General features: G+C 64.8%; 22 protein-coding genes. 14 read left to right on the forward strand and 8 right to left on the reverse strand.

What is annotated here, in order from left to right:
• The first annotated feature begins 303 nt into the window (after positions 1-303).
• Genes K7I12_RS00640 through K7I12_RS00675 form a run of 8 tightly spaced genes read left to right on the forward strand, consistent with a single transcriptional unit; the run spans position 304 to position 13,503 of the window.
• Positions 304-1,287 (forward strand): reverse transcriptase/maturase family protein, encoded by a 984-nt coding sequence (locus K7I12_RS00640; protein ID WP_231662646.1) that lies wholly within the window; start codon positions 304-306, stop codon positions 1,285-1,287.
• A complete protein-coding gene (locus tag K7I12_RS00645) occupies positions 1,274-1,786 on the forward strand; it encodes a hypothetical protein (protein ID WP_231662647.1) in 513 nt (170 codons plus the stop codon). Before K7I12_RS00640 ends, K7I12_RS00645 begins: the two co-directional genes overlap by 14 nt.
• 41 nt (positions 1,787-1,827) lie before the next feature.
• The gene (locus K7I12_RS00650; RefSeq protein ID WP_231662648.1) at positions 1,828-3,132 is read left to right on the forward strand and encodes a hypothetical protein; all 1,305 of its coding nucleotides are present in this window, start codon (positions 1,828-1,830) and stop codon (positions 3,130-3,132) included.
• A 12-nt stretch (positions 3,133-3,144) separates the two neighbouring features.
• Positions 3,145-3,459, forward strand: coding sequence for a hypothetical protein (locus tag K7I12_RS00655; RefSeq protein ID WP_231662649.1), 315 nt, complete (start codon positions 3,145-3,147; stop codon positions 3,457-3,459).
• A complete protein-coding gene (locus K7I12_RS00660; protein WP_231662650.1) occupies positions 3,459-4,514 on the forward strand; it encodes a hypothetical protein in 1,056 nt (351 codons plus the stop codon). The genes K7I12_RS00655 and K7I12_RS00660 overlap by 1 nt, the downstream gene beginning before the upstream one ends.
• Positions 4,515-4,540: 26 nt before the next feature.
• Positions 4,541-5,218, forward strand: coding sequence for a hypothetical protein (locus K7I12_RS00665; protein WP_231662652.1), 678 nt, complete (start codon positions 4,541-4,543; stop codon positions 5,216-5,218).
• A 2-nt stretch (positions 5,219-5,220) separates the two neighbouring features.
• A complete protein-coding gene (locus K7I12_RS00670; RefSeq protein ID WP_231662654.1) occupies positions 5,221-6,228 on the forward strand; it encodes a hypothetical protein in 1,008 nt (335 codons plus the stop codon).
• 27 nt (positions 6,229-6,255) lie between these two features.
• Entirely contained in the window at positions 6,256-13,503 is a 7,248-nt protein-coding gene (locus tag K7I12_RS00675) for an LPD38 domain-containing protein (RefSeq protein WP_231662657.1), read from the forward strand.
• 1 nt (position 13,504) lies between these two features.
• Here K7I12_RS00675 and K7I12_RS00680 read toward each other — a convergent pair whose 3' ends face one another.
• The 7 genes from K7I12_RS00680 to gloB all read right to left on the reverse strand — a co-directional run bounded on the left by K7I12_RS00680 (position 13,505) and on the right by gloB (position 18,743).
• A complete protein-coding gene (locus K7I12_RS00680; protein ID WP_231662658.1) occupies positions 13,505-13,666 on the reverse strand; it encodes a hypothetical protein in 162 nt (53 codons plus the stop codon).
• Positions 13,663-14,181: a thermonuclease family protein gene (locus tag K7I12_RS00685; RefSeq protein ID WP_231662659.1), complete on the reverse strand. Its 519-nt coding sequence runs from the start codon at positions 14,179-14,181 to the stop codon at positions 13,663-13,665. Before K7I12_RS00685 ends, K7I12_RS00680 begins: the two co-directional genes overlap by 4 nt.
• Entirely contained in the window at positions 14,178-14,483 is a 306-nt protein-coding gene (locus K7I12_RS00690) for a hypothetical protein (RefSeq protein ID WP_231662660.1), read from the reverse strand. Before K7I12_RS00690 ends, K7I12_RS00685 begins: the two co-directional genes overlap by 4 nt.
• A gap of 121 nt (positions 14,484-14,604) precedes the next feature.
• Positions 14,605-15,213, reverse strand: a complete 609-nt coding sequence (locus K7I12_RS00695) for a hypothetical protein (protein WP_231662663.1) — start codon at positions 15,211-15,213, stop codon at positions 14,605-14,607.
• An 83-nt stretch (positions 15,214-15,296) separates the two neighbouring features.
• Complete coding sequence (locus K7I12_RS00700; protein ID WP_231662665.1) at positions 15,297-16,511, reverse strand: tyrosine-type recombinase/integrase; 1,215 nt, start codon at positions 16,509-16,511, stop codon at positions 15,297-15,299.
• A 131-nt stretch (positions 16,512-16,642) separates the two neighbouring features.
• Positions 16,643-17,932: a LysM peptidoglycan-binding domain-containing protein gene (locus tag K7I12_RS00705; RefSeq protein ID WP_031383570.1), complete on the reverse strand. Its 1,290-nt coding sequence runs from the start codon at positions 17,930-17,932 to the stop codon at positions 16,643-16,645.
• A 43-nt stretch (positions 17,933-17,975) separates the two neighbouring features.
• Positions 17,976-18,743, reverse strand: coding sequence for a hydroxyacylglutathione hydrolase (gene gloB / locus K7I12_RS00710; RefSeq protein ID WP_031383569.1), 768 nt, complete (start codon positions 18,741-18,743; stop codon positions 17,976-17,978).
• Between the two features lie 302 nt (positions 18,744-19,045).
• Here gloB and K7I12_RS00715 point away from each other — a divergent pair, with 302 nt between their 5' ends.
• The 6 genes from K7I12_RS00715 to K7I12_RS00740 all read left to right on the forward strand — a co-directional run bounded on the left by K7I12_RS00715 (position 19,046) and on the right by K7I12_RS00740 (position 23,299).
• Positions 19,046-19,645 carry a class I SAM-dependent methyltransferase gene (locus tag K7I12_RS00715; RefSeq protein ID WP_231662666.1) on the forward strand — a complete coding sequence of 200 codons (600 nt, stop codon included), beginning with the start codon at positions 19,046-19,048 and terminating at the stop codon, positions 19,643-19,645.
• Positions 19,638-20,096: a ribonuclease HI gene (gene rnhA, locus K7I12_RS00720; RefSeq protein ID WP_031383567.1), complete on the forward strand. Its 459-nt coding sequence runs from the start codon at positions 19,638-19,640 to the stop codon at positions 20,094-20,096. The genes K7I12_RS00715 and rnhA overlap by 8 nt, the downstream gene beginning before the upstream one ends.
• A gap of 42 nt (positions 20,097-20,138) precedes the next feature.
• Positions 20,139-20,897: a DNA polymerase III subunit epsilon gene (gene dnaQ / locus K7I12_RS00725; protein ID WP_031383566.1), complete on the forward strand. Its 759-nt coding sequence runs from the start codon at positions 20,139-20,141 to the stop codon at positions 20,895-20,897.
• Positions 20,897-21,673, forward strand: a complete 777-nt coding sequence (nudC, locus tag K7I12_RS00730; RefSeq protein WP_031383565.1) for an NAD(+) diphosphatase — start codon at positions 20,897-20,899, stop codon at positions 21,671-21,673. The genes dnaQ and nudC overlap by 1 nt, the downstream gene beginning before the upstream one ends.
• Before the next feature lie 110 nt (positions 21,674-21,783).
• Positions 21,784-22,449: a 7-cyano-7-deazaguanine/7-aminomethyl-7-deazaguanine transporter gene (locus K7I12_RS00735; protein WP_031383564.1), complete on the forward strand. Its 666-nt coding sequence runs from the start codon at positions 21,784-21,786 to the stop codon at positions 22,447-22,449.
• A gap of 52 nt (positions 22,450-22,501) precedes the next feature.
• A complete protein-coding gene (locus K7I12_RS00740; RefSeq protein WP_031383563.1) occupies positions 22,502-23,299 on the forward strand; it encodes an alpha/beta fold hydrolase in 798 nt (265 codons plus the stop codon).
• 27 nt (positions 23,300-23,326) lie between these two features.
• Here K7I12_RS00740 and K7I12_RS00745 read toward each other — a convergent pair whose 3' ends face one another.
• Positions 23,327-24,442, reverse strand: coding sequence for an ABC transporter substrate-binding protein (locus K7I12_RS00745; RefSeq protein WP_231662668.1), 1,116 nt, complete (start codon positions 24,440-24,442; stop codon positions 23,327-23,329).
• Positions 24,443-24,551 lie beyond the last annotated feature (109 nt).

The raw sequence follows: 24,551 nt of genomic DNA on the forward strand, positions 1-24,551 counted from the left end.
CCCCATCGTCGGCGGTAACTGGGCCAATGGCGCCAATGCCGGCCTCTGGTATCTGAATTGCAACAATTCGGCCTCCAACAGCAACAGCAACATCGGGGCGCGTCTCGCGAGCGACCGCGACGGCCAGAAGCCGCGCACCCACGGGTGCGCGGACAGCGCCTTATCACTCGGGGCGGCTTTCCTCGCCGACAGGCGAAACATCGACAGAGCGCGGCGGCCGTTGGTGGCTGCGCATCACTCCATCAGCAGTAAGGGCCGCCAGTGCCAGCGCTGTATGACAGCATCATCGATTTCGACAACCTAATGGCGGCGTATCACGCCGCGCGCAAGGGCAAACGGTACCGACCGGAGGTCGTGCGCTACACCGCCCATCTCGAAGAAAACCTGATCAATCTGCACAACCATCTGGTGTGGCAGAGCTGGCGGCCTTCGCCGCCGCGAGAGTTCACGGTGCTCGAGCCCAAGATGCGGCTTATCCAGGCGCCGCCGTTCGAGGATCGCATCGTTCACCACGCCCTGGTCGATCTCGTCGAGCCGATGTTCGAGCGCCGCTTCATCCATCACAGCTACGCCTGCCGCAAAGGCAAGGGCACGCATGCCGCGATCCTGGCGCTGCAGCGGATGCTGCGCGAGTGCCGCCAGCGGTGGGAAAGCGTCTACGTGGTGCAGGCCGACGTGCGGCAATTCTTCGCCAGCATCGAGCACGAAGCCGCGATGAGCAGCGTGGCGCGCGTGATCGATTGCCCGGTCACCCTGGCGCTGTGGCGGGCGATCCTCTCGGGCTATGGCCACGAGGACGGCATCGGCCAGCCAGTGGGCGCGCTGACCAGCCAGCTCACCGCCAACATCGTGCTGGATGGCGTCGATCACGAGATGACCGACGGCCATGGCGCGGGCCGATACCTGCGCTACATGGACGACATCATCATCCTCGAGCCGACCAAGGCGCTCGCCTGGCAGCGCCTCGAGCAGCTCGGCGAATCGCTCGCCCGCCGCGGGCTGACGCTCAATCCCAAAACCCAGGTTCGGCCCGCCAGTGCGGGCGTGGACTGGTGCGGCTATCGCACCTGGTCAACGCATATTCTGCCGCGCAAGCGCAACGTGCGCCGATTCCGCACCCGGCTGCGCCAATTGCAACGCCGCTACGCCGCCGGCGAGATCCCGCTCGCCGACGTGCAGCAGCAGGTGCACTGCCTGCTGGCGTACACCAAACACTGCGATGCGTGGCGGACAACCCAGTCAATCATCAACGATGTCACCCTGAGGCGAGATCATGCAGATCATTGAAACCGAATCCGGCCGCGCCCTCGACTACAACGGCGAAACCCTCGCGCTGCCCGCGCTGGCGACCGATGCCATCGTGCACGTATACGACACGCCGGCTGGGCCGTGGGTGGGCGTGCAGGAGCCCGGGCGACCGCGCCCGGCGTATGCCGGCAGCGGCGGGAGGCTCGCTGGGCGAGCGGAGTTGCCGGCAGACCCCGCAGCGATTGCGGCTCAGGAAGCCGCCAAGACGCGCCGGCGGCTGACGGCGGTTATCCAGGCCCATCTCGACGCCACTGCTCAGAAGCGCAGCTACGACGGTATCCTGAGCCTGTGTACCTACGCCACCAGCACCGACCCCAAGTTCTCCGCTGAAGGCCAGGCCGGGGTCGCATGGCGCGATGCCGCATGGAGCCTCGGTTACCAGCTCATGGATGAGGTGCAAGACGGCACCCGCGAGATTCCGACCGAGGAGGAGCTGATCGCGCTGCTGCCCGCAATGGAGTGGCCGGCGGCCGCGTAGCGGCTTAGCATAAACGTTCCGGCAAACCGTGAGGGTTTCCCATGGCAACATCGCAGGACATCAACTCGCTGTTCAAGAGCACGCTCGGCCGCAGCGCCGACAAGGGCGGGCTTGACTACTACACCAAGATGGCTAACGAGAAGGGGGTGGACTGGGTTAAGAACTCGCTGTCCGGCAGCCAGGAGGCGCAGGAATATGGTGCCTCAAGAAAGGCTCGGACGGTGAGTCAGGCTGATCGAGTCAGCGGGATAACCTATCGCAACAGCGCGCCATCCTCCGCCTCCCCGGGGTCGTCATCCGGGTCATCTGGGTCGTCAAGCTCCGGCGGAGTCAGCAACGACTCGCTCAACAACCTTTATAAACAATATCTGGGGAGGAGCGTCGATAAATCAGGATTGGATTATTACCTGAATAGCGGGAAGTCGCTGAGCCAGATCCAGAACGAGCTCTCAAGAAGCAGCGAGGCCGGGCTTTACGGACAGCGGGGCTCGGGGTTGCTGGTATCGTCCAGCGATCAAGTAGATGGGTTCAATTATCGAAACTCGTCAGAACTTGCCACCCAGCAGGCGCGCAATCAGGCCGACTACAATATCCTGCAAAACGGCATGAACCAGATGGCTGGCTCCGGAAACTTCGAGACAGTAGAGGATGAGTCCGGAAACATCCTGTACCGAAGCCGAACAGGCGGGCTCTACGATATAAATGGACAGCCGGTGCAGGAGAGGCCCACTCGCGGCGCCCCGCAATCCACCGTCTCGCCCAACCAAACCAGCCAGTATCAGCTCGAGCAGATCCTCGCCAGCGACTCACCGCTGATGCAGCGCGCCGCCACCCAGGGCCAGCAGTTGGCCAATCAACGCATGCTGCTCAACAGTTCGATGGCCGGCGAGGCGGCCCAGGGCGCGATGATCGACCGCGCCACGCCGTTCGCCCAGCAGGACGCCCAGACCTACTTCCAGAACAGCCAGGCCAACGCCGACCGGCAGATGCAGAGCTACATGTCCGACAAGCAGTTCGGGCAGACCATGCAGCAGATGCAGCAGCAGTACGGCTACAACTCGCAGCTCTCGAGCCAGGAGGCACAGCAGTCACTGAGCAATCTGTACGCGACCAGCACCGCCAACGCATGGGGCGTGTTCGCCAATAACGCCACCGACTTGATCGGCCAAGCCTCGAGCGCGATCAACCAGATCCAGATGAACCCGGACATCACCGCCGACAACAAGACGGCGATGATCCAGCAGGTGCTCGACCAGCGCGATACGGATCTGCAGTTTCAAACCGATCTGTACGGCAACCTGAGCAGCTACCTCAAGAACACGGGTCTGTTCCCGAACATGGCCTAAGGAGCGAACGATATGGACTGGAGCAGCATTGGCAACGCGGTGAGCGACACCGCCAGCGGCCTGTTCGACTCGGCGGCGGATTACGCCACCGATGCGTTCGACTGGCTCAGCGATAACCCCGAGGCGGCGAACATTCTCGGCGGCGTGGCCACCGGTGTCGCCGGCTACTACGCGCAGAAGGACGAGCAGGACTGGAAGGAGAAGCTCTACCGCCAGCAGCGCCAAGACCAGATGATCAACCCCGGCACGATCGAAGGCTACGGCTCGTACATCGGCAAGGCCAAGACCGGGCTGCTGACCAACGGCATGATCGCGGGAGGTGAGTGATGGGTTGGGCGGATTCGGCGGCTGACGGCGCAACGGGTGGCTCGGGCGGTTACGGCGGCGGGTCAGACCGTGGCGGGTCGAATAGCGACAAGGGCGGCTACTCCAGCGGCTTCGGCGCCGAAGTAGACACTGGTGGCGTGCGCGGTGGTAGCGGCAACAGCACGCCCGGCCGCAGCAGCTCGGGCGCAAGCAACAGTCCGGCCGCAGCGGCTGAAACGTCCGGCTACTCGGGCGCCTTCGGTCGAAGCGTGGCAACCGCGCCCAGCCAGAGTATTTCCAACGGCACCATCGCCTCGATGGACGAAGCCGCCGAGCAGGCCGAGCGCTCGTTTCTCGATCGAACCAACTTCACCACCTACGCCGACACCCCGCGCAGCTACAATGCCACGCCGGCCATGAGCCGCGCCGAGAGCATGGTCGAGACCATCGCCGACCAGACCGGCCGCAAGCCGTCCGATGTCGGGCAGAAGATCGGCCAGGAAGACTTCGGCCAGATGGTCGGTGGCAACCTTGAGGCGGCCTACGGCGGCGTTCAGCAGTCCTCGCAGCCGCATGGTCTGCTGAGCATGGCGCAGAACGTGGCCACCGGTTTTCTCGGCCCGGGCGGGGTCGCGCTCGATACAGCTATCGACTCCGTCGTGGGCGGGCGCAAGGCGGCCAGCACTTTCGATGCGCTCAACGATCAGTACGGCACGAGCTTCGATGCCGGCGTGGCCACCAACATCGGCAAGCAGGCGGCGAGCAACACGCTCGGCGCGATCGCCAGCATGGGGCTGTCGCGTTTCGGCGCGAACACTGGCTTCGGCCTGGCGGGCGTCAATGGCGCGCGCGCTGGCGGACTGCTGGGCAACGCCGCCGGCGGCGAGATCGGCGATATGGCCCTGAGCGACCCCGGCACCTCGCCAGCGACCCCGGCCAACCCCGCGCAGGGCAATGGCTCTCAGGGGCTACTCGCCAGCGCGACGAACCAGCCGGCCGCCGCGGCACCCGCAACCAGCTACGGCCCCGCTGACTTCGACGGCTACGCGAGCTATGCTGAGTCATTCTTCGGTTAACCCGATCTCGCCGGGAGGCGACACACATGGCAGGACTCCTTTCCCAGGGTGCACCCCAGCGCCCGCAGCAAGCCCCTCAGCAGCCCCCGCAAGGGCAGCCCGCCCCGCAACAGCAAGGCCAGCCGCAACCCCAGCAGCAGCCCTCGCAGAGTGACCCGCAGACGGACGCAGACCCTCAGCAAGGCCAGCAGCAATACGACGCGCTCGTCCAGGCAATGCTCGAGTACCTCTACGGCCCCGGCATGCAGCAAGTCGAACAGGCGCTCGGCAAGGGCGACGACATCGTCCAGCGCATGAGCACGGTGGTCAGCACCGTCATGCTGACGATCTACCACGCGCTTGCCGCCGAGGGGAAAACCGTGCCGCCCGGCGTCATGTTCCAGGCCGGCATGGAGCTTTCCAAGGCCGTCGGCGAGATGGCGATGGAGATGGGCCGTCTGCCCAAGCAGGGCAACGGCGAAGCGGTCGAGGCCGCGTTCATGGCCGGCATCGGGCGTTTCGGGCAACTGGTGCAAGACAGCGCGATGACCGAGCAACAGCGCAAGCGCTACGGCGAGCTGATCCGCGCCACGCGCGAGCTCAAGCAGCGTGCAGGCAGTCGCCAGCAGCAGGGTGACCAGCAACCCCAGCAGCCGGCACCGCAGCAAGCTCCCCAGCAGGCACAACAGCCCGCTCCCGCCCAGAAACCGATGCGAGGTATGTAACCATGGCAGGACTACTCGCGGCCGCCCTGGGCGGCGCCGGTGAAGCCGTTCAGACGAACGCCAAGCTCGAGCTGAAAAAACGGAAGGAAGCGGCGCTGATGGGCTTGCGCCAGAAGTACGCGATGGAGCAACAGAACGATCAACAGCAGTTCACCGCGACCGAGAACGACAAAGGGCGCACTTTCCAGCGGGGCGAGCGTATCGCCGGGCAGGATTTCACGGCCGCCGAGAACACCGCTGATCGCAACCTGCGCTCAAATCTCGCCGCCCAGCAGGAAGCCGGCGCCAACTCGCGCAGCGCGGCCGGCGGCTGGACCGTCGTTCCCAACCAGGACGGCGGATACTCCCGCTTCAACACGGTCACCGGGGAGACCGGCGACGTGCCGGAGGGCATCAATCCATCGGGTGGCGGCGAGATCACCAAGCGTCAGGAGTTGATGTTCAAACAGCTTGGCGGCCAGATCGAACAGATCGACAAGCAGCTCAACGACTCGAACGCGATGCTCGACGAGGCCACCCGCGCCCAACTGAAGGTGAAGCGCAACCAACTGGCCGGCGAGCAGCGGCAGATCATCGGCATGGGTGAACAATCAAGCGGCGGTGACCTGGCGACGCGCCTGGCCGACACCCTGGGCGCGCCTGAGGAAGGGGCGCGGCAGGGCGGGCAGCCGCAGGACTTCAACACGGCCGTTCAGCGCACCCAGCAGAACCGCCAGGCCACCGAACAGCAGCAGCAGACCGAGAAGCAGCAGACCCAGATCGAGAGCCAGATCGACGACGTTGCCGGCCAGGTGCAATCGATCTTCGGCAGCCGCCCCAACGGCTTGCTCGGGCAGAGCTCGAAGTCCCTGGGCATGTCCAGCGCCGACAAGCAGCAGCAGGGCCGTGCGCTGCTAAAGCAGATGCGCACGCTGTACAATGACCCCAATACCTCGGAGTTCCAGCGCCGGCGCATCGCCGAGCAACTGGACGCGCTGGCCAAGGCCGGCATCTCGATCGAGGATTTCTAAGCCCAAGCCAGTCGGGAGACTCGCTGCATGCCCCTTCTTGAAGACCTGCGCGCCCAGAACCCGCGCCTGAAATCCGTAGCCGACGATCAACTGATCGGTGCACTCGCCCAGCAGCCCGAGTTTCAGGGGCTCTCCGACAGCGAGATGCAGGCGCTGGCGTACGGGGAGGCCGGCAAACCCGAGAAAGACGAACCCGGCTTCTCCGCCGGTTTCTCCGCCGGCGTTGACCAGCTGCAAGCCATGGGCGGCGGCCTGCTCATGGCGGCCGGGCAGAAGCTGGGAGAGGAGGACGTCTACGAGGCGGGCAAGGGCGTCTACGATCGCAACATGGCCGAGGCCGGCGAGAACGCCCTGGGCTACGGTTTCACCGACCTGTTCACCAACCCTGAGACCAGCGCCTGGCAGTGGGCCAGTTACACGGCGGGCAACCTGGTTCCGACCATGGCCACGGCCGTAGCCGGCGGCGGCGCGGGCGGTGTTGCTGCGCGCATGCTGGCCGGAGCCGCCGCCAAACGTGCGGCGACCCAAGCCGGTCAGGCGATCGGCGCCTACGCCGCAAGTGCCGGCATGGAAACCGGCTCGATCATGGGGGAGGTCGAGAACGCCGACGTAGCCCTGGCTCACGGCTCAATTGCCGGCGCCCTGGATGCGCTGCCGGTGATGCGCGCGCTGCGCAAGTTCGGCGGCAAGGAAATCGCTGACCGGGCTGCGGGCGAGATTGCCGACAACACCCTGTCCAGCCTGAAGCGTACCGCGGGCCAGTCTCTCAAGGGCGCGACCGGCAAGGGTATGCTGACGCAGGCCATGGCCGAATCCTCGACCGAAGCCCTGCAAACCCTCATCGAGCAGAATGCCAGTTACTGGGTCGAGAACAACGGTCAGACGCTGCTGAGCGACCTGGGCGAGGCCAACTGGAAGCAGGTCATTGACGCGGCGGCAGCCGGCGGCCTGGGTGGCGCCATGATGGGCGCACCGGCCGGCATTGTCGAGCGAGGGCAGGCGCGTCGCGCCGTGAACAAACTACCTGCCGACCGGCAGGCCGAGGGCAGCCGCCAGGCAGAACCGCAGGCCGAGCCGGAGCCGGACTGGTCGGCTTACGACACGCCGCCCGCGCAGCGCGCCCAACGGCGCAAGGAACAGGCAATTGCCGAGGCCCGCCAGCAGACCGCCGCCGCCGGTGGCGACGCACTACAGCAGGCGCAGGCCGCCCAGCAAGCCGAGCAGATGGCCGAGGGCGCCAGCCAGGATGAACAGGCCGCCGAAGGGCCCCGGCAGGGCGCCGAGGTCGGCAACCGCATCCAACTCGCCATGAACGCCGCCGAGGACATGGAGGCGCTGGCCAACGGCACCGAGCAGGGCAAGACCCGACTGCGCAACATGAACGCCGTGCTGCAGCGGGCCGAGACCGCCTATGCCGACGGCAACATCGAGCTCGCTAACCGGCTGGCCGGCCGCGCCGAGATGATCGGCCGCAACCTGACGCAATCGCTCAACCGCCAGGGCAGCCGCGAGCGCCCGGCGACCGGCACATGGGAGCGCGCCGCGCCGTTCGGTGGCTACCTGGGGCAGGATTCCGCCGGCCGACTCAATGCCCCGGATCCATCCGTCATCAACATGGGCGGCCCCAGCGCCGACACCACCCAATACGACCCGCAGGCGCGCACCGTGCGCCGCGATGAGCGGATGCAGGCCCAACAACAGGGCGAGGCACGCCTGCGCGAGCAGATGACCCAGCGGCGCCCGCAGCTCGCCGACCAGGGTATCGTCTACGGCGATGGGCCGGTTGCGCGCCGCGGCAACGCCAACACCGGACTGGATCAGCCGTTCGAGCGCGCCCAGTTCAGCGACACACAGGGTGGGCGTAACCCCGAGACTGAACGCGCTCAGCAGCAGGACAGCAATCAGCGCGTCGCCGAGCTTGCGCGCACCCGCGGCCCCACCGAAACCACCTACCTGCCCGACAATACGCCGATCAAGACGCGCTACCGGGTCATGGACCTGGCCGAGCTCACGCCCTCCAATACCGATGATGGCCGCGTCAATCAGGCATTCCCTGCCGAGTTGCAGCCACGCGATCGCACCAATGCCAACAGCCAGGTGCAGGTACGCAACATCGCCGCCAACCTCAACCCGGAGCGACTGGGGCCCAGCGCCGATGCCGCCACCGGTGCGCCGATCATTGGCCCTGACGGGGTGGTCGAATCCGGCAACGGCCGCATCATGGCGATCAGCCAGGCCTACCGGCAAGGTCTCGGCAGCGCCTACCGTCAGTACGTCGGCCAGCAGGCCGAGGCGATGGGCATGGACCCGGCCGCCATCGGCGAGATGCAGCAGCCGGTGCTGGTCCGCGAGCGGGTTACCAGCATGGACCGGGCCGACTTCGCGCGGCGTGCCAATGAATCTACCGTCGCAGGCATGACCAGCTACGAGCAGGCGCGCGCAGATGCCGACGCGCTGACCGCTGGAGACATTCAGCAATGGAACCCGGATCAGTCGGGCGACCCGCTGGCCGCCAGCAACCGCGCCTTCCAGCGCCGTTTCGTCCAGCATCTGGGCAACAACGAGGCCAGCCGCTACACCACCCGCGACGGCCAGGCCAGCCCGGAGCTCGGCCAGCGCATGCAGCGCGCCGTGTTCGCCAAGGCCTACAACGACAGCGACATGGTCGAGATGGCCACCGAGCAGGGCGACGCCATGCGCAACCTGACCGCCGCCTTGCAGGGCGCGGCGGCTGACCTGGCCGTGGCGCGCGAGACCGGCAGTGAGGATGCATTGACTGCCATCGGCACGATCAACGACGCCGTGCGCCTGGTGCGCCGCTCGCGGCAGGATGGAACGCCGATCCGAGAACTGGTCAGCCAACAGGACGTTTTCAGCGAACCCGTGCCGGCGCTGACCGCCGACCTTGCTGTGACGCTCAACAACAACATGCGCTCACGCCTGGCCCTGGGCGAAGCGATGCGCTACATTGGGCAGGCGATACGCCAGCGCGCCGAGAGCGAGCGCAATGGATCTCTGTTTGAAGACACCACCACCAACCAGGACGTGATCAATGAAGGATTCCGCCAGTCCGATACGCAACAACGAACCGCTGCGCGCGATGTTTCAGGACGCACTCGCTCAGGCGAACCGCGGCCTACCGAAGGGCGACAAGCTGATGCTGCCCGAGACAATGCGCCCGACGACACGGTAGCCGAGCCGCTCCTCAGCACCTACACCGAGCAGGACATTGCCGAGCGCGAACAGGCCGCCCGGCAGGAGCAACAGGCCGAGCTAACGGAATCTCAAGGCGAAGCCACGCTGCAGCAATCAGCCCCCGAAGGGTTCGAGCCCTACCGCACTCATGTGCGCGCCATGGGCGAGATGTGGGCCGTGCCAGAGCGGGCCGGTCAGCAGCAGTCCGGAGATAGCCTGTTCGAGACCCGCGAGGAAGCGCTGGAAGAGGCTGGCCGCAATGCGCGCCGCGCGGATCAGCGGTCGCAGATTCAGGAGGAGGCTGCTATCAACCAGCAGCGCGAGGAGCAGCAACAGGCACGGGAGAAAGCAGATCTCGACGAGCTGGCAGCAATCCTCGGCGTCACGCGGCCTGGAGCCGGTAAGGCCCGCGACGCCCTCAATCGGCGCATGCGTTTCGATGGTCGAGTAATGACCCGCAAAGAGCGTATCGAGCGGGCCGTGGAAGATGGCGCTATCATGCAGGGTGAAGGCTCTAATCGCCGCCTCGTGGACGAGGATGGCGCCTTCTACCAACAATCGACGCTGACCAAGACTGGCATGGACTACGCTGAGGCGCTGATCCGGCGGCGTGAAGATGGTAAGCAGGCGGCTGCGCAAGCCGCCCGGGATCCAGTGGCGCCAGAACATCTCCAGGCCACCGATAGCCCGGCAGACCGTGACACCAGCGAGACAAGCCCCGATGGTAGCGACCGGGCCGCGGAGACGGCCACCGCGCGCGGGCAGAACGGTCCCCTGGATGAGCAGCCCAGCGATCAGCTCTACCGTCTCGACGACTCTCCAGCCGATCAGCCGCCCACAGCCGAAGCCGTGCGCAATGCGCTGGCCGGCATGATCGAGCAGCTCGGCGACTTCACCATCCTCGACTCGCCGCGCGATCTTCCCGAGGCCTCATTGATCGGCATGGCCCTGAACGGGATCAATCCACGCGACGTGCGCGGCTTCTACGAAGGCGACAAGCTCTACATCATCGCCAACAACAACGAATCGGTCGAACGCGCGGTGCGAACCGCAGTGCATGAAGCCGTGGGCCACAAGGGCATTCGCGGCATGCTGGGTGAGGAACTGGCGCCGGTGATGCGTCAGCTCTACAAGACCCTGCCGCTGAGCAAGCAGGGGCGCGCCGCGCTCGACGAGGTGCTGGAAACCTACGACTTCCTCGATCGCAACAACCCCGACGACCAGGTGACCATTGCGGAGGAGATGATCGCCCACCTGCTCGAGAAGGGCTACCGGCCCAAGGCCTGGCAGCGTGCTGTCGCAAAGATCCGCGAACTGCTGCGCACCATGTTCCCGGGCATCGGCTGGTCGTATACCGATGTGTTGTTGCTGGGCGAGAAGTCCCGCGACTACCTACGCCGCAAGCAGGCCGAGGCAAGTGGCGAAATCGTACAGCGCTACAGCCTGCGCGCCCAACCGCGCACCACGTCAGAGGCCTTCGACGATTTGACCGATGCGCAGACCAGCGCGCTCAACAAGATCGCGCCGCGCACGCCGAGGGAGTCGGCGCTGGCATGGTTCAAGGAGCATACCGACCGACTGGGAACGAAGATTCGCCAGGGTCTGGTCGATCGCTACGCCGCGCTCAAGGAGATGGACGAGAAGCTGCTGGGCAAGGACAGCGTGGACGGATCGACCGCGTCCTCGAGCTGGGTGCTTGCCCGCATGTCGTCCGCTGCCAGCGGCGCGCTGACAGCGATGCTCAACTACGGCCGCATCTATCTGGACCCGGACCAGAAGGTAATCGATGTCCGCGACGACGACAGCCTGGGTCTGGGCAGCGTGCTGGGCCGGCTGGGCGACGCCGCCGAGATCGAGCGCTTCATGGGCTGGATCGCCGGCAACCGCTCCGCACGCCTGGCCGCTGAGGGTCGCGAGAACTTGTTCGAGGCCGGCGAGATCGAGGGGTTACGCACGCTGAACCAGGGCACCACCAAGGACGGCCGCGACCGCGGCGCGCTCTACGACGAGGTGTTCGCCGAGTTCCAGCAATACCGCGACGACGTGCTGGCGATCGCCGAGCAGTCGGGCATTATCAGCGCCGAGAACCGGGCGATGTGGCGCGATGAATTCTATGTGCCGTTCTACCGGATCAGCGAGGAAGCCAAGGGCCCGGACGCGCCGCGCGCGACATCCGGCCTGACCCGCGCCGAGGCCTACAAGAAGCTCAGGGGCGGCAGCGGCAACCTGAACGACCTGCTGTCGAACACGATGATGAATTTTCATCATTTGCTGCAGACCAGCTTGAATAACCAGGCGGCAGTGCAGGCGATGGATAATGCCGAGGCGGTGGGGATTGCCAGTCAGGCACCAGAAGCGCAGGTGCGCGGCAACCCGGACGCGACGTACGTGCTGCGCGACGGCCAGAAGGTCTGGTACGAGGTCAGCGATCCGCTGGTCTACAAGGCGATCTCATCCCTGGCCGACCCGGGCATGAACAATACCGCCATGAAGCTGATGCGCGGCTTCAAGCGCGTATTCACCAACATGACCACGACCACGCCGCAGTTCGTCGTCGCCAACATGCTACGCGATTCCATGCAGGCCGCCGCCACGTCGCCGCTGTCGAAGAACATTCCGGCCAACCTGTTCAGGGGCGCCCGGACCTACGCTAACAAGCGCACCCGGGCGCGGATGATGGCCAGTGGCGGCTCGTTCAGCTTTGGCTACCTGTATGGCGAGAACGCCGACGAGCTCAAGGTGCAGTTGACCAGCCAGATGCGCAAAGCACACCTGGTTAGAGATCCCAGCCAAGTGCCGGCGGCGGCCAAGCTGCTGTGGAGCAAGTGGAACGACGCCACCGACTTCACCGAGAACATGAGCCGAGCCGAGATCTACCGACAGAACGAGGCGCGCGGCAAACTGTTCGCCGCCTTCCAGGCGCGCGACTTGATGGACTTTTCCAGCCGCGGCGCCTGGCCGGCGGTGCGCTTTCTGATCGATGTCGTGCCATTCATGAACGCCCGCCTTCAGGGCCTCGACAAGATCGGGCGCTCCGGCGTGGCGCCGACGTTGCGCGTGGCGATGGGCAGGGGTAGTGCCAGCGACAAGGAGGCCGCGGCGCGCTTCTGGACGGTCACCGGCTCGATCGCCATGGCCAGCATCGCGCTCTACCTGAACAACTACGACGACGAGGAATACCGCAAGCTCGAGGACTGGCAGAAGGATACCTATTGGTTCTTCCGCATCGGCGACCAGGGGATATTCATCCCGAAACCGTTCGAGGTCGGCGCGATCGCCACCCTGGCCGAGCGCATGACCGAGCAGATGGTGGACGACAAGGCCACCGGCGAGTTGTTCCGCGAGCGTCTCGGCCGCATGCTGACCGGCACGTTTAGCTTCTCCCCGGTGCCGCAGATCGCCCAGCCGATGCTCGACGTCTATTCGAACTACGACGCCTTCACCGGCCGCCCCATCGAGTCTATGGGCATGGACCGGCTGTCGCCAAGCCTGCGCTCCCGTAGCAGCACCACGGCACCCGCACAGTGGATCTCCGACGCCAGCGAGGCGCTATTCGGCCCCGAGGGCAAGCTCACGGTGTCACCGGTGCAGGTCGATCACCTCATTCAGGGGTATCTCGGTCAGGTCGGCGCCTGGGGCGCAGGCATCACCGACACCATCGCGCGCACCATGCAGGGCGAGACGAAGCCGGCAAGCTACTGGTATGAATATCAGCCGATCCGGCGCTTCTACCAGAACCTGGGCGACGAGGACCGCTATAACCGCTACGGAACGCTGTTCTATGAGGGTCTGAACGAGGTCGGTCGGGTCTACGCCGACATCAAGGAGTATCGCGAGCTCGGCGACCAGCAGCAGGCCATGCAGCTGCTCAACGACAACCGGGAGATGCTGCGCATGCGCAAGTGGCTCAACCGCACGCAGAGCAAGCTCTCGGCCGTCAACAAGCGCATGCAGATGGTTCAACGCTCCGACAACAGCGCCGAGTTCAAGCGCCGCGAGATGGACCGGCTGCGCGCGATGAAGAACCGCCTGACTGAGATGGCGGGGCGTCGGCTGGAAAGCGCGAAAACGGGCGAATAGATCAGCGCCGCCGGCCGTTACCGCCGGCGGCGAATGCCAGCAGGATCGCCCCGCCTATCGCCAGCGTCGGCACCATGATGATCATCAGGAAGGCAGGGATGACCGCCAGGCTGACCAGCAGCCACACGCCTGGCGTCTGCCAGCGCGGCGGCATGCAGGTCATGGCCAGGCCCCCGAAGACGAGCAGAGCGATGGCAAGGAAGAATAGCTCGGAGAGATCCATAGAGACAGGGTAGCGAGGCGCCGCGTAAAGCGCGAGGGCCTAGATTTCCTGAGCGCAGGCCCCGCCGCCATCAGCGACTCGCCCAGGCTCTCGCCATCCACTCGCACCTCGGCCAGCACGCGGAAGAAGCTGCCGCGATCCAGATGCTCGAGCACGATCTCGTCGGCGCCGCGCAGTCTGGCCACCGTGAACTGCTTGGCTTCTCGCGCAAGGCGCTTCTCCCGCTCCTTGCCTGTCTCGGTGGAGCAGCGTGACCGGAGTTCCGGCGTATCGATGCCCATGATGCGCACCGGCACCCGCTCGCCGATGATTGCCGGCCAGCCCTCGATATTCGCTCGAAACGTATCGCCATCGTAGATGCTGGTGACTTCGCTGACTCGAGCAGAGCCGTAGTTTTCGGCCATGGCCAGCAATGGCAGGGCGGTGAGTAGCGCTACAGCAATTCTTCGCATCATTTCCCCAAACTCTCCGCAACCAATTCGAGGATCGCCTCGCGGTGCTGATCCCATGCCGCCTCTGGAATTTCATCGGCCAGGCGCGCCGGCATCTCTCCACGGGCTTCCCATATCGCCTCGCAATCCGAACGGATCAGGCCGAAGGCAGCCTTGCTCATGCGGTAGCGCACGGTGATCTCGACGAACAGGCCGCCGGGCTCAGGCTGCTGTGCTACCACGCCAAGTGGCTGAGCAACCGTTGGCAGCGCGAGCTGGGCCCGGCGCTCAAAGCGCTTGGCAGCCACCACGCGGATGATCTTCACGAGCACGTTCTTGGTGCTGCGAGGATCGCCCATTCGATGCAGAGAGCGGCCGGGGCGCTGCCAGCAGGACGCTGATCAAAATTCCGCAGCCACCACAAGCCGCTCTAAGGGGCGGCTCACTTCACCGCAAGCCCATCAGGCGGAACGCGCGATCTAGCTGCTGTTCTCGGTCCAGGCTGGTTACCTGACCCAGCTCATCACACGGCAGGCCGTCGGACAGCGTGCCGATGAACCGGCGGCGGGCATCGCTTGAGGTCGCCACCAGGTACACACCATGGGCGCACCCAGGAGCGTTGCCGGGTATCAGGTCGGGCGCGTTCCCAACCACATCCCGGTACCGGCCTTCCTGGAAGGCGTATTGCACGCGATTGCCATCAATGAACTCGAAGCCATCCGTGTCTTCCAGCGGGAACATATAGGACTGCGGATCGACGCTACGGAATAGCGCGACCACCACGCTCGTGCCGCCTTCATCGCTGTTCCATCCAACGCCATAATCACTCATCCGGCCGCTGCCGGAATCCCAGGCTTTGCTATATTCCTTGGATGCCGATGTGCTTTCGATCGCCGCATAGGTGTAGCCCGCCGGCTGATCGACGCGCTCGACAGGATACCCGGGCGCAATGATGGCTTGCTGGTTGTAATCGTAGTGGGGCGGCTCGTGGCTGCCGGGCATGCCGGCGCAGCCCGTGAGAATGCCGGCCAGGGCCATCGTTGCGATGTGCTTCATACTGTCGTCCTTATCCATTATCGACGCGCTGGATGCAATAGCTGATGCCGCGGAAGTGGGCGGGGTGGAGCATGGTCGAATACCTATGAGAGCGCCGAGTTCAGCCACTTCTCCCAAGCCTTCATCGCCGCTCGTTTCTCGTCGAGATATTCGTACAAGTCATAGTGCAGGCTCGATACGTCGTGCAAGGCGTGGCCATGGAGCCTGTCGCGGTCCTCCTTGCTGACCTTCTGCATGCCGAGCACGGTCTTGGCTGTACGGCGGATGTCGCGCAACGTCCAGTGGGCAGCACCGTGCTGCATTCGGTATTCACGTATCGCCTGGCCGGCGCTGTTCACCTGGTAGTGATCAATCGTGCTGTACGCCGAGGGAAACAGGTACCGCCAGTCGCGATCTACGGCAGATTGATGAAGCGGCGCCAGGATTTCGTAGGCCTGTTGCGACATGGGGATGACGTGTGGTTTGCCATTCTTGGTGATGGACCCGGGTTGGCAGATCAAGCGCTCATCAAAGTCAAGCATGTCGGGCTCGAGCCTCACCAGCCCCGTCGGGCGCTGTCCAGCGGTGGCAATACAGAGCCGGACAATCGATGCGCCAAGCGTCCCCACGCGCGCCGTGCGGGCGATCTTGCCCCATACGGCGCCGACATCCCCGGCGGTCAGGACGCGCTTACCCTGGTTCTCGAACTGGCGCTGCCTGGGCACAGGTTCCACCGGGTTAAGGGTAATTCCCCATGTGCGGTTTTGCGATGCAAGCGGATCAAACTCGATTTGCATCCCGTAGCGGTACGCCGTGCTGATGTATGAACGCAGCCGGTTGGATCCCGCTCTCATGCCGCGGTTGATGTGATGGGTGAGGACATCGCGTATATCGTGCGGCGTGACCTTGGCGGCCACCTTGCCCCAGAGGCGCGGAAACGGTTTCTCGACCAGGCGCCTGACATCGCTATCTACCTCGTCAGCTGATCGTTTATTGCGGTTTCGCATGTCCTGCACATAGGCCAGGAGCAACTCGCCGAGTGTTCCCTGGGCAGCGGGGGAGATGGGCGATTGTTGCCGAACCTTGCGCGCGGTTTCCGCCGCTTCCTGGCGCGCTTCCACCAGGGGTACGGCCGGGAAGGTGCCGAGCGACTTGCGCCGCTTCTTGCCGTCTTCGAACCAACGATACTCCCACGTCTTGGTGCCGGTAGGGCGCACACGGATGGCCAGGCGGCCTTCGCCGCGGCCGCCGGTATCGTCAGAAACGGTGTAGTCCTTGTCGCGTGGCTTGAGTGCGCGGATCTTTTTGTCGGTGAGCATCGGTGTCCGTTAGGGGAGTGTCTGTTGGGTGTCCGTTAGGGTGAATACTAGCGAAAGGGGGAGAAGGAAGGAAGCCCCGTAAACACAGGGCTTAGAAAGAAATCGAAGGAGGGGAAAGGCGGGTGAAATGCTTAGTTTGCCAGATACAGTGTCAGGCGTTGACCGGGTTGTAAATACTGGTTGCTGTCGAGCGCATTCCAGCGCGCGATATCCGAGGCGGTAACGTCATGACGCTGGGCGATACCGCTGAGACTGTCCCCGGGCTTGACTTGTACCACCAAAGTGTCCGCACGGGAGTCAGGCGTCTTACGACCTTGCGGAACCCGCAAGGTCTGGCCGATGCGGATGATATCGCCATTCAGGCGATTCTCCTGTCGCAGCACACTGACGGGCACCGCATAGCGGTTGGCTATCGCCGATAGGGTGTCGCCGCGCTTGACCCGATAGCGCTGCCAGCTGGCCATGGCTCGAGGCGGTTGGTCGGCGAGCGCGGTTATCAGCGTTTCTCGCGCCTGGATCGGAACCAGCAGGGTCGAAGCGTCACGCGGCAGCGTCACGTCCTGAAGCAATCCGGGATTGAGCGCTTCCAGCTTGGCTTCGCTGACATCGGCCAGCTTGGCGGCCTGTTCGAGATCGATCTGGCCGGGTACCTGGACGCGTGCGAAGGCGGGCTTGTTGGCGATGGCGGGCAGGCTGATGCCGTACTCGTCCGGGCGGGCGATGATCTGGGAGAGCGCCAGTAGCTTGGGTACATAGCTCATCGTCTGGCGCGGCAGCCGAAGGTCCCAGTAACTTCCCGACTTGCCCTGAGCGAGCGCCCGGCGTATCGCTCGGTTGACGGTCCCGGCGCCGGCATTGTAGGCCGCCAGCGCAAGCTCGAAATCCCCGTCATACCACTGGTCGGCCTGCTGCTGAAGATAATCGAGTGCGGCGCGCGTCGAACTGATCACGTCGAAACGGCCGTCGTACCACCAGTCGCGCCGCAATCCCAGTGCGTCGCCGGTGCCGGGCATCAATTGCCACAGGCCGGTAGCGCCGCCGGGATTCTGGGCAGTAGGGTCGTAGGCGCTTTCGATGAAGGGAAGCAGGGCAATCTCGCCGGGCATGTCGCGACGCTCGAGCTCCTCCATGACCCAGTAAAGCCAGGGGCTTGCCTGCCGGGCGATCGCGGTCACGTTGTCGGGAGACTTGCGATAATATTCCAGCCAGCGCTGAACGCGCGGTTCGTCGGCATCCACCTGCCACTGAAAATCGTTGCGTAGACGCGCCCAGGCGTCCTTGCTCGCGGCGGGTTCCAGTATCAGCTCGTTCCAGAAGGTCGGGGGCGTCTGCGGTTGTGCCTGCGCGGCGCCCACGGCCAGGGCCAGCATCAAGCCGCCCGCCAGGCCGTGAGCCCGGCGGCGGGACGATCGGTGAGTCATGTCGGGGCTTCCTCGTGGGCGCGATCAATGGCGTCCATGGGGTTCAAAAGCGGTCCTTCCAGGAGCGCAGCGTGGCAAATGTATTCAGCGGCGTATCCGCCGCGCCCTGCGTCGCGGCTCGTGTCCGCACGGCCTCGCCGGAGACCCGCAGGAAAGGGTTGATCTGGCGTTCGCGGCCGATATTGCTGGGCAGGGTGGGGCGCGCAAGGTCGCGGGCCTGCTGGCACTCGCTCAGGTAGCGATCGCGGGCCGGGTTGTCCGGCTCGGCGGCTTGGGCGAAGCGCAGATTGGCCAGCGTGTATTCGTGTGCGGCGAACACCAGCGTGTCATCCGGCAGAGCGCTCAAGCGGGTCAGCGCCTCGTGCATCTGCTCGGGCGTGCCTTCGAAGAGACGACCACAGCCCCCCGAGAACAGCGTGTCGCCACAGAACAGCAGCGGTGGGGTTCCGGCAGCAAAGAAGGCGATATGATCGAGGGTATGACCGGGGACCGCCATGATCTCGAATCGGCGCCCCAGGACGCGACATTCGTCGCCGTCGCCCAGTCGCTCGTCGAGCGCCTTGATATCGGGATTGTCGGGGCCGATGACGTGGGGGGCGTAGCGCTTGGCGAGCTCCGCGAGGCCGCCGGTATGATCATGATGATGATGGGTGATCAGCACGCTTGTCAGGTCGAGTCCCTCGCGTTCGAGCAGCTCGACCACCGGTGCGGCGTCGCCGGGATCGACGACAGCAACATCGTTGCTGGTATCCTGGCGCAACAGCCAGATATAGTTGTCGCTGAAAGCCGGAATGGGTGTCACGCTCAACATGAAGAGTTTATCCTCGGCGCGGTTGACGGCAGCCAGAACAGTCCATGATTAACCGTTATCCGCACGTACGTGGCGCAATTCCGGCTGCGTAAAATGGCCAACCTTGGGGGGATCGAGGCGCTGTGTCAAATTCGCAGTCAACGGTCGAATTGGCTCGACTAATGCGCGAGGGACGTCGCTACTGGTCGACGCAAGCCGGCTTGGCTCATTGGCAGGCCGAGCGGGCGTGCCTGGGGCCGATATGCGAAAATCTCTTTGGCGCTCATAGTTTACAGCTGGGAATGGCGCCCCGGCTCAGTGACATGTGCCCCATTCGTCACTCCCTGACCTGGTCACCGACCCGCGAACTCGCCAACGATGCGGCAACCGTGATCAGTGCGCCCGACAGCCTGCCGCTAGACGATGAAAGCATGACTCTCGTGGTCATCCACCATCTGCTCGAGGTCATGCCCGAGCCGCATCGGCTCCTTCAGGAGGCGACGCGGCTGGTCGCCGACGAGGGTCGCCTGGTTGTGTTCGGCTGGTCGCCCTGGAGCTTCGAGGGGTGTCGCCGGCCCTGGGCCGGGCGCCGCAAGGTCTTGCCCTGGCGCGGCCAGTGGCGGACGCCGGGACGCCTCAAGGACTGGTTGGCGTTTGTCGACTTCGAGATCGAGCGGGTAGACTACTGCGGGTTTCGCCTGCTCGGCGGATACCCGCGCAACGCCGCTCTGGAAACCCTCGGGCGACGCCACAACCTGCCCCTGGCAGATGCCTACATGATTCGTGCGCGGCGCCGCAGTCAGTGGGCACAGGTCGTTCGACCGCGATTGCGCACGCCTGCCGTGGGGCGCTCGCTGTTGGGACACGCCCCGCGGGTGGCAAGCAACGAGCATGAACGCGAAAGGATGACCGAGGTTGACTGAACACGACTTACCCCGGGTAACGATTTATACCGACGGCGCTTGTCGCGGCAATCCCGGCCCGGGTGGCTGGGGTGCCCTGCTCAGGGCCGGCGAACACGAGAAGACGCTCAACGGCTTCGAGCGCCAGACCACCAACAATCGCATGGAATTGACGGCCGCGATCATGGCGCTGCGTGAACTCAAGCGCCCCTGCCGCGTCGCCCTGCATACCGACTCGGAATATCTGCGCAAGGGCATCACCGAGTGGATCCACGGTTGGCAGAAGCGCGGCTGGAAGACTGCCGCCCGGCAGCCGGTCAAGAATGCCGAATTGTGGCGGGCGCTGTTGATCGAGTCGCAGCGCCACCAGATGGAATGGCACTGGGTCAAGGGACACGGCGGCCACCCCGGCAACGAACGTGCCGATGCCCTGGCCAATGCGGCCATCGACGCGGCAACGCTGGCGAACTGAGCCGACGCTGCGCTTCCCTCCTCAACGAATATCGAGATTGTCATGCGCCAGATCGTCCTCGACACCGAAACGACCGGTATCGACCCCAAGGAGGGGCATCGCTTGATCGAGATCGGCGCCGTCGAAGTGGTCAATCGACGGCTGACCGGTCGCAGCTATCATCAGTACATCAACCCCGATCGAAGCATCGAGGCCGAAGCCGTCGGAATCCATGGCATCACCGACGAGCGCGTGGCCAATGAGCCGCGCTTTGCCGAGATTGCCGATGCATTCTGGGAGTTCATTCACGGTGCGGAACTCATCATACACAACGCGGCATTCGACGTTGGTTTCATCGACCATGAGTTCCAGCTGTTGAAGGCCCTGCGTGGCGAGCCGGTGCTGGGTCCCGTCGCCGATCATTGCCAAATTCTCGATACGCTGAAGATGGCGCGGGACCGGCACCCGGGTCAGCGCAACAGTCTCGATGCGTTGTGCAAGCGCTACGAGATCGACAACGGCCACCGGGTGTTGCACGGCGCCTTGCTGGATGCCGAGATACTGGCCGATGTCTATCTGGCCATGACCGGTGGCCAGACGGCCTTGACCCTCGATGCCGACGTTGGCAAGGCGGTTGAAGGCGGCGCCGCGGCGAGCCGGATCCGCCGTCTGCCGACGAATCGCCCGCGGCTTGTCGTGTCGGTACCCAGTGATGAGGAGTGGGCCGCGCATCAGGCCAAGCTGGCGAGCATCCGCGACTCGGCGGGTGAGTGCCGCTGGGACGCGATGGGCGACTGGCATTCGCGGCCGGTCGAGCCGTGATGTTTCGCCGCGACCTGCCTGGCGCCGAACGCCACAGCGGCGGAGTGTACATTCGCATGGACCGGCGCGGGCGTGTCGCCCCGGGGCGAGACGGCAGCTTTCTCGAGAGCGTCGCGACCTGGCCCGACGGGGTTCAGCCGCTGGGCTTCTGGCACGACCTGCCGGTGGCCGTGCTCGTCGAGGCGGAGGAGCAGGACTGGCCGTCGGCGCGGCAATGGCTCGGCGAGCTGGGCGAGTCGCACTTCATGTTGCTGTCCACCGCGCTGCAGGTGGTGACCTGGCAGCGCGACCATCGTTTCTGTGGGCGTTGCGCCAGCCCGACTCGGCGGATTGCCGGCGAATTCGCCATGCATTGCGATCGCTGCGGCCAGCGTAGCTATCCGCGCATCTCGCCCTGCATCATCACGCTAGTCGCCCACGGCGAGGATCTGCTGCTGGCACGCAGTCCGCGCTTTCCGCCTGGACGCTATTCGACCCTGGCCGGCTTCATCGAGCCCGGCGAGGCCGCCGAGGACGCCGTGCGCCGCGAGGTGTACGAGGAAGTGGGGCTGAGCGTCGGGCGCGTTGCCTACTTCCGCAGTCAGTCCTGGCCCTTTCCGCACTCGCTGATGCTGGGCTTCTTCGCCGAAGCCGCCAGCCGACGCATTCGCATCGATGGCGTCGAGATCGCCGATGCGGCATGGTTCACCCCCCGCCGGCTGCCGCAACTGCCACCGGCCTATTCGATCTCGCGGGCGCTGATCGAGGCCCACCTGCAAGGCGTCCGGACCGGGTAGGCGACCGCAAGGCCGCGATCGGCTATAATCCCCGCCCACGCCCAGCCACGCATCACCTGCGAGGGTTCCCTCACCCCTCGGTATCCATCGTCAGTAAAAAGGACCTTTGAATGCTTGCGCTGACCGACACCCAATATCGGCGCTGCCTGCTGGTCATGGTGGCGTTGCAGCTGGCGGTGATTACTGCCAGCAACTATCTAGTGCAGCTGCCTTTCACGATCGCTGGATTGTATACCACCTGGGGCGCGTTCAGCTTCCCGTTCATCTTCCTGGCGACGGATCTTACCGTTCGGTTATTCGGAAAGACGCCGGCGCGCCTGATCATCGCCCGCGTGATGTTCCCGGCACTGATCATCTCTTACCTGCTCTCGGTGCTGTTCGAGAAGGGTGAGTTTCGCAGCCTGGCAGCGCTGGGCGAGTTCAATCTGTTCGTCGCGCGCATCGCCCTGGCCAGCTTCATGGCTTACGTGATCGGCCAGCTACTCGATATCCAGGTCTTCGATCGTCTGCGGCGCAACGCTCGCTGGTGGGTGGCGCCGGCGTTGTCGACGGTCGTCGGCAACCTCGCCGATACTTTCGTGTTCTTTTCGGTCGCCTTTCATAACGGGCCGGATGCCTTCATGGCCGGTCACTGGGTGGGAATCGCCTGGGTCGATTACGCCGTCAAGCTGAGTATTTCGTTACTGTTATTCTTGCCCATGTACGGGTTGCTGCTGGGATGGCTGACACGTCGTCTACTGAGCTGGGGGGCGCAGCCGACCCACGAGGGCGTGTAAGCATGCGGTTACCGAGATTCCTCCATTCGCGTTGATACAGGAGAGGCTTCGCATGACCCGAACCGTCGCTTTGCATCATCAGCTCGGCGGCCCCGAGCAAGGCGTGCCGCTGGTGGTTCTCCATGGCCTGTTCGGCAGTGCCGACAACTGGCGCTCGCATGCCAGGCAATGGCAGGCGCAGCGTCGAGTGGTGGTCGTCGACCTGCGCAATCATGGTCGTTCGCCGCATGCGGCGACCATGAACTATGCGGTGATGGCCGAGGATGTCGTTGCGCTGCTCGATCAATTGGGAATAGAACGCTGCGATCTGCTGGGCCATTCGATGGGCGGCAAGGTCGCCCTTAGCGTGGCGCGTCTTTATCCGCAGCGCCTGGCGTCGCTGATCGTCGCCGATATCGCCCCGGTGGCCTATGATCACGGTCACGAGACCATTTTCGGGGCCATGCGGCAGGTCGAGCGCGATGCGCCCGAGTCCCGCAAGCAAGCCGATTCGGCGATGGCCGCGCATGTCGAGACGCCGGCGATACGCAGGTTCCTGGCAACCAATCTGGAGCGCGGCGATGACGGCATCATGCGCTGGCGCGTCGGGCTCGACGAGATCGAGGCGGCCTATGCCGATATCGCCGCCGAGCCGGCCGGCGAGGGCAGCTATTCGGGCCCGACCCTGGTCGTGCGCGGGAGCCGCTCGGATTACGTCGAGGATGCCCTGCTGCCCCAGGTCAAGGCGGTATTGCCCGCAGCGCAAGTCGTCACCCTGGAGGCGGGGCATTGGCTGCATGCCGAGGCGCCGAAGGCCTTTCACGAGGCCGTGGATACGTTTCTGGCCGAACGTGGCCATGAGGAAAACTGAGACGAGTGCGCTCGGTGGCGGTGCCCGTCAGGGCGTCTCGATCTCGACGGCGAGGCGTGATACCGGGGAGAGTTGCTCGATCAGTCCCTGGGCTTTCAGATAGGCTTCGAAGCGCGCATAGCGCTGGGATTGAAGCAGGCTGGGGCGCAGTGCCAGGAGGGGCAGCACATCAGGCCAGGCGGCACGATTCTCTGGCGTATCGAGCGCTGGTTCGGCCGTTCGGATCAGCTCCCAGCCGGCTTGTGGATGCTTGACCAGCCAGGCGGTGGCCTGTTCCAGGGCCTCGAGGAAATTACCGATATCACTGCGGTGCTTGCCCAGGTCGTCGCGGTTGGCCACCAGGATCAGCGCATCGTACAGGGGACTGGCACTATCGTCGGTAGAGAATTCACGGGTGGCTACACCCTGCTGGGCGTTCTGACGACGGTCCAGCGGTCTCAAGGTGCCGACGACGGCGTCGACATCGCCACCCACCAGGGCCTGGCTGAGCGAGAAGTCGACGTGCTTGAGGGTGACCTGCTCGACACCAAAACTCTGCTGTTCGAATAGAGCATCGAGCAGTACCCGGGCTTCGTCTTCTACCGCATAGCCGATGGTTTTACCCTTGAGATCGGTTAATGAGGAAATGCCGCGATCCGCGCGGGCCAGAATCCCGCTGAGCGGCACGGGAATCAGCGTGCCGACCCTGACCAGGGGGAGACCGCGGTCGACCAGCCGATGCAAGGTAGGCTGCGACATCAGGGCCAAGTCGGCGCGTTTGGCCGCCACCAGCTTGGGCGGCACGTTGGGGTCGGCCGGGGCGCTGAAGGTGACGTCAAGCCCTTCCTGTTCGAACAGGCCGCGTTCGCGGGCGACGATCAGCGCCGCATGGTAGGGGTTGATGTACCAGTCGAGCATCACGCGCAGGCTGTGGGTCGGCGGCGGCGTGATGGTTTCCGGCTCATTCTGGGCGAAGCGGGGCTCGCTAGGGGCGAGCCGCTGCGCCTCACTACCTCGGGAGAGTCCCTGAATCGGCAGGTTGTCACGAATAGCGCTGTTCGCCGCGTCATCATCGGCCTTGCCGGCTACCTGTAGCGCAGCCTCGATGGCGCTCTTGTCGAGTGGTAATGCAGCAGCCTGCACTAGCTGGGTGTCCAACGCCAAGACGAGACCTAACACAATGGCCGAAAGGCGGTTCACCAGCATCACTGACGATTCCTTCTAATACACGATGGGATGACCCGCGTAGCGGGCGGGGTGGCGCTCCAGTCTA

Source organism: Halomonas sp. IOP_31 (assembly GCF_021151495.1).
GTDB lineage: Bacteria > Pseudomonadota > Gammaproteobacteria > Pseudomonadales > Halomonadaceae > Modicisalibacter > Modicisalibacter zincidurans.

Excerpts from the sequence above, each read along its gene's own strand:
- K7I12_RS00640 (WP_231662646.1), top strand. The coding sequence starts at position 304 with ATGGCGGCGTATCACGCCGCGCGCAAGGGCAAACGGTACCGACCGGAG.
- K7I12_RS00645 (WP_231662647.1), top strand. The coding sequence starts at position 1,274 with ATGCAGATCATTGAAACCGAATCCGGCCGCGCCCTCGACTACAACGGC.
- K7I12_RS00650 (WP_231662648.1), top strand. The coding sequence starts at position 1,828 with ATGGCAACATCGCAGGACATCAACTCGCTGTTCAAGAGCACGCTCGGC.
- K7I12_RS00655 (WP_231662649.1), top strand. The coding sequence starts at position 3,145 with ATGGACTGGAGCAGCATTGGCAACGCGGTGAGCGACACCGCCAGCGGC.
- K7I12_RS00660 (WP_231662650.1), top strand. The coding sequence starts at position 3,459 with ATGGGTTGGGCGGATTCGGCGGCTGACGGCGCAACGGGTGGCTCGGGC.
- K7I12_RS00665 (WP_231662652.1), top strand. The coding sequence starts at position 4,541 with ATGGCAGGACTCCTTTCCCAGGGTGCACCCCAGCGCCCGCAGCAAGCC.
- K7I12_RS00670 (WP_231662654.1), top strand. The coding sequence starts at position 5,221 with ATGGCAGGACTACTCGCGGCCGCCCTGGGCGGCGCCGGTGAAGCCGTT.
- K7I12_RS00675 (WP_231662657.1), top strand. The coding sequence starts at position 6,256 with ATGCCCCTTCTTGAAGACCTGCGCGCCCAGAACCCGCGCCTGAAATCC.
- K7I12_RS00680 (WP_231662658.1), bottom strand. The coding sequence starts at position 13,666 with ATGACCTGCATGCCGCCGCGCTGGCAGACGCCAGGCGTGTGGCTGCTG.
- K7I12_RS00685 (WP_231662659.1), bottom strand. The coding sequence starts at position 14,181 with ATGATGCGAAGAATTGCTGTAGCGCTACTCACCGCCCTGCCATTGCTG.
- K7I12_RS00695 (WP_231662663.1), bottom strand. The coding sequence starts at position 15,213 with ATGAAGCACATCGCAACGATGGCCCTGGCCGGCATTCTCACGGGCTGC.
- K7I12_RS00700 (WP_231662665.1), bottom strand. The coding sequence starts at position 16,511 with ATGCTCACCGACAAAAAGATCCGCGCACTCAAGCCACGCGACAAGGAC.
- K7I12_RS00705 (WP_031383570.1), bottom strand. The coding sequence starts at position 17,932 with ATGACTCACCGATCGTCCCGCCGCCGGGCTCACGGCCTGGCGGGCGGC.
- gloB (WP_031383569.1), bottom strand. The coding sequence starts at position 18,743 with ATGTTGAGCGTGACACCCATTCCGGCTTTCAGCGACAACTATATCTGG.
- K7I12_RS00715 (WP_231662666.1), top strand. The coding sequence starts at position 19,046 with ATGTGCCCCATTCGTCACTCCCTGACCTGGTCACCGACCCGCGAACTC.
- dnaQ (WP_031383566.1), top strand. The coding sequence starts at position 20,139 with ATGCGCCAGATCGTCCTCGACACCGAAACGACCGGTATCGACCCCAAG.
- nudC (WP_031383565.1), top strand. The coding sequence starts at position 20,897 with ATGTTTCGCCGCGACCTGCCTGGCGCCGAACGCCACAGCGGCGGAGTG.
- K7I12_RS00735 (WP_031383564.1), top strand. The coding sequence starts at position 21,784 with ATGCTTGCGCTGACCGACACCCAATATCGGCGCTGCCTGCTGGTCATG.
- K7I12_RS00740 (WP_031383563.1), top strand. The coding sequence starts at position 22,502 with ATGACCCGAACCGTCGCTTTGCATCATCAGCTCGGCGGCCCCGAGCAA.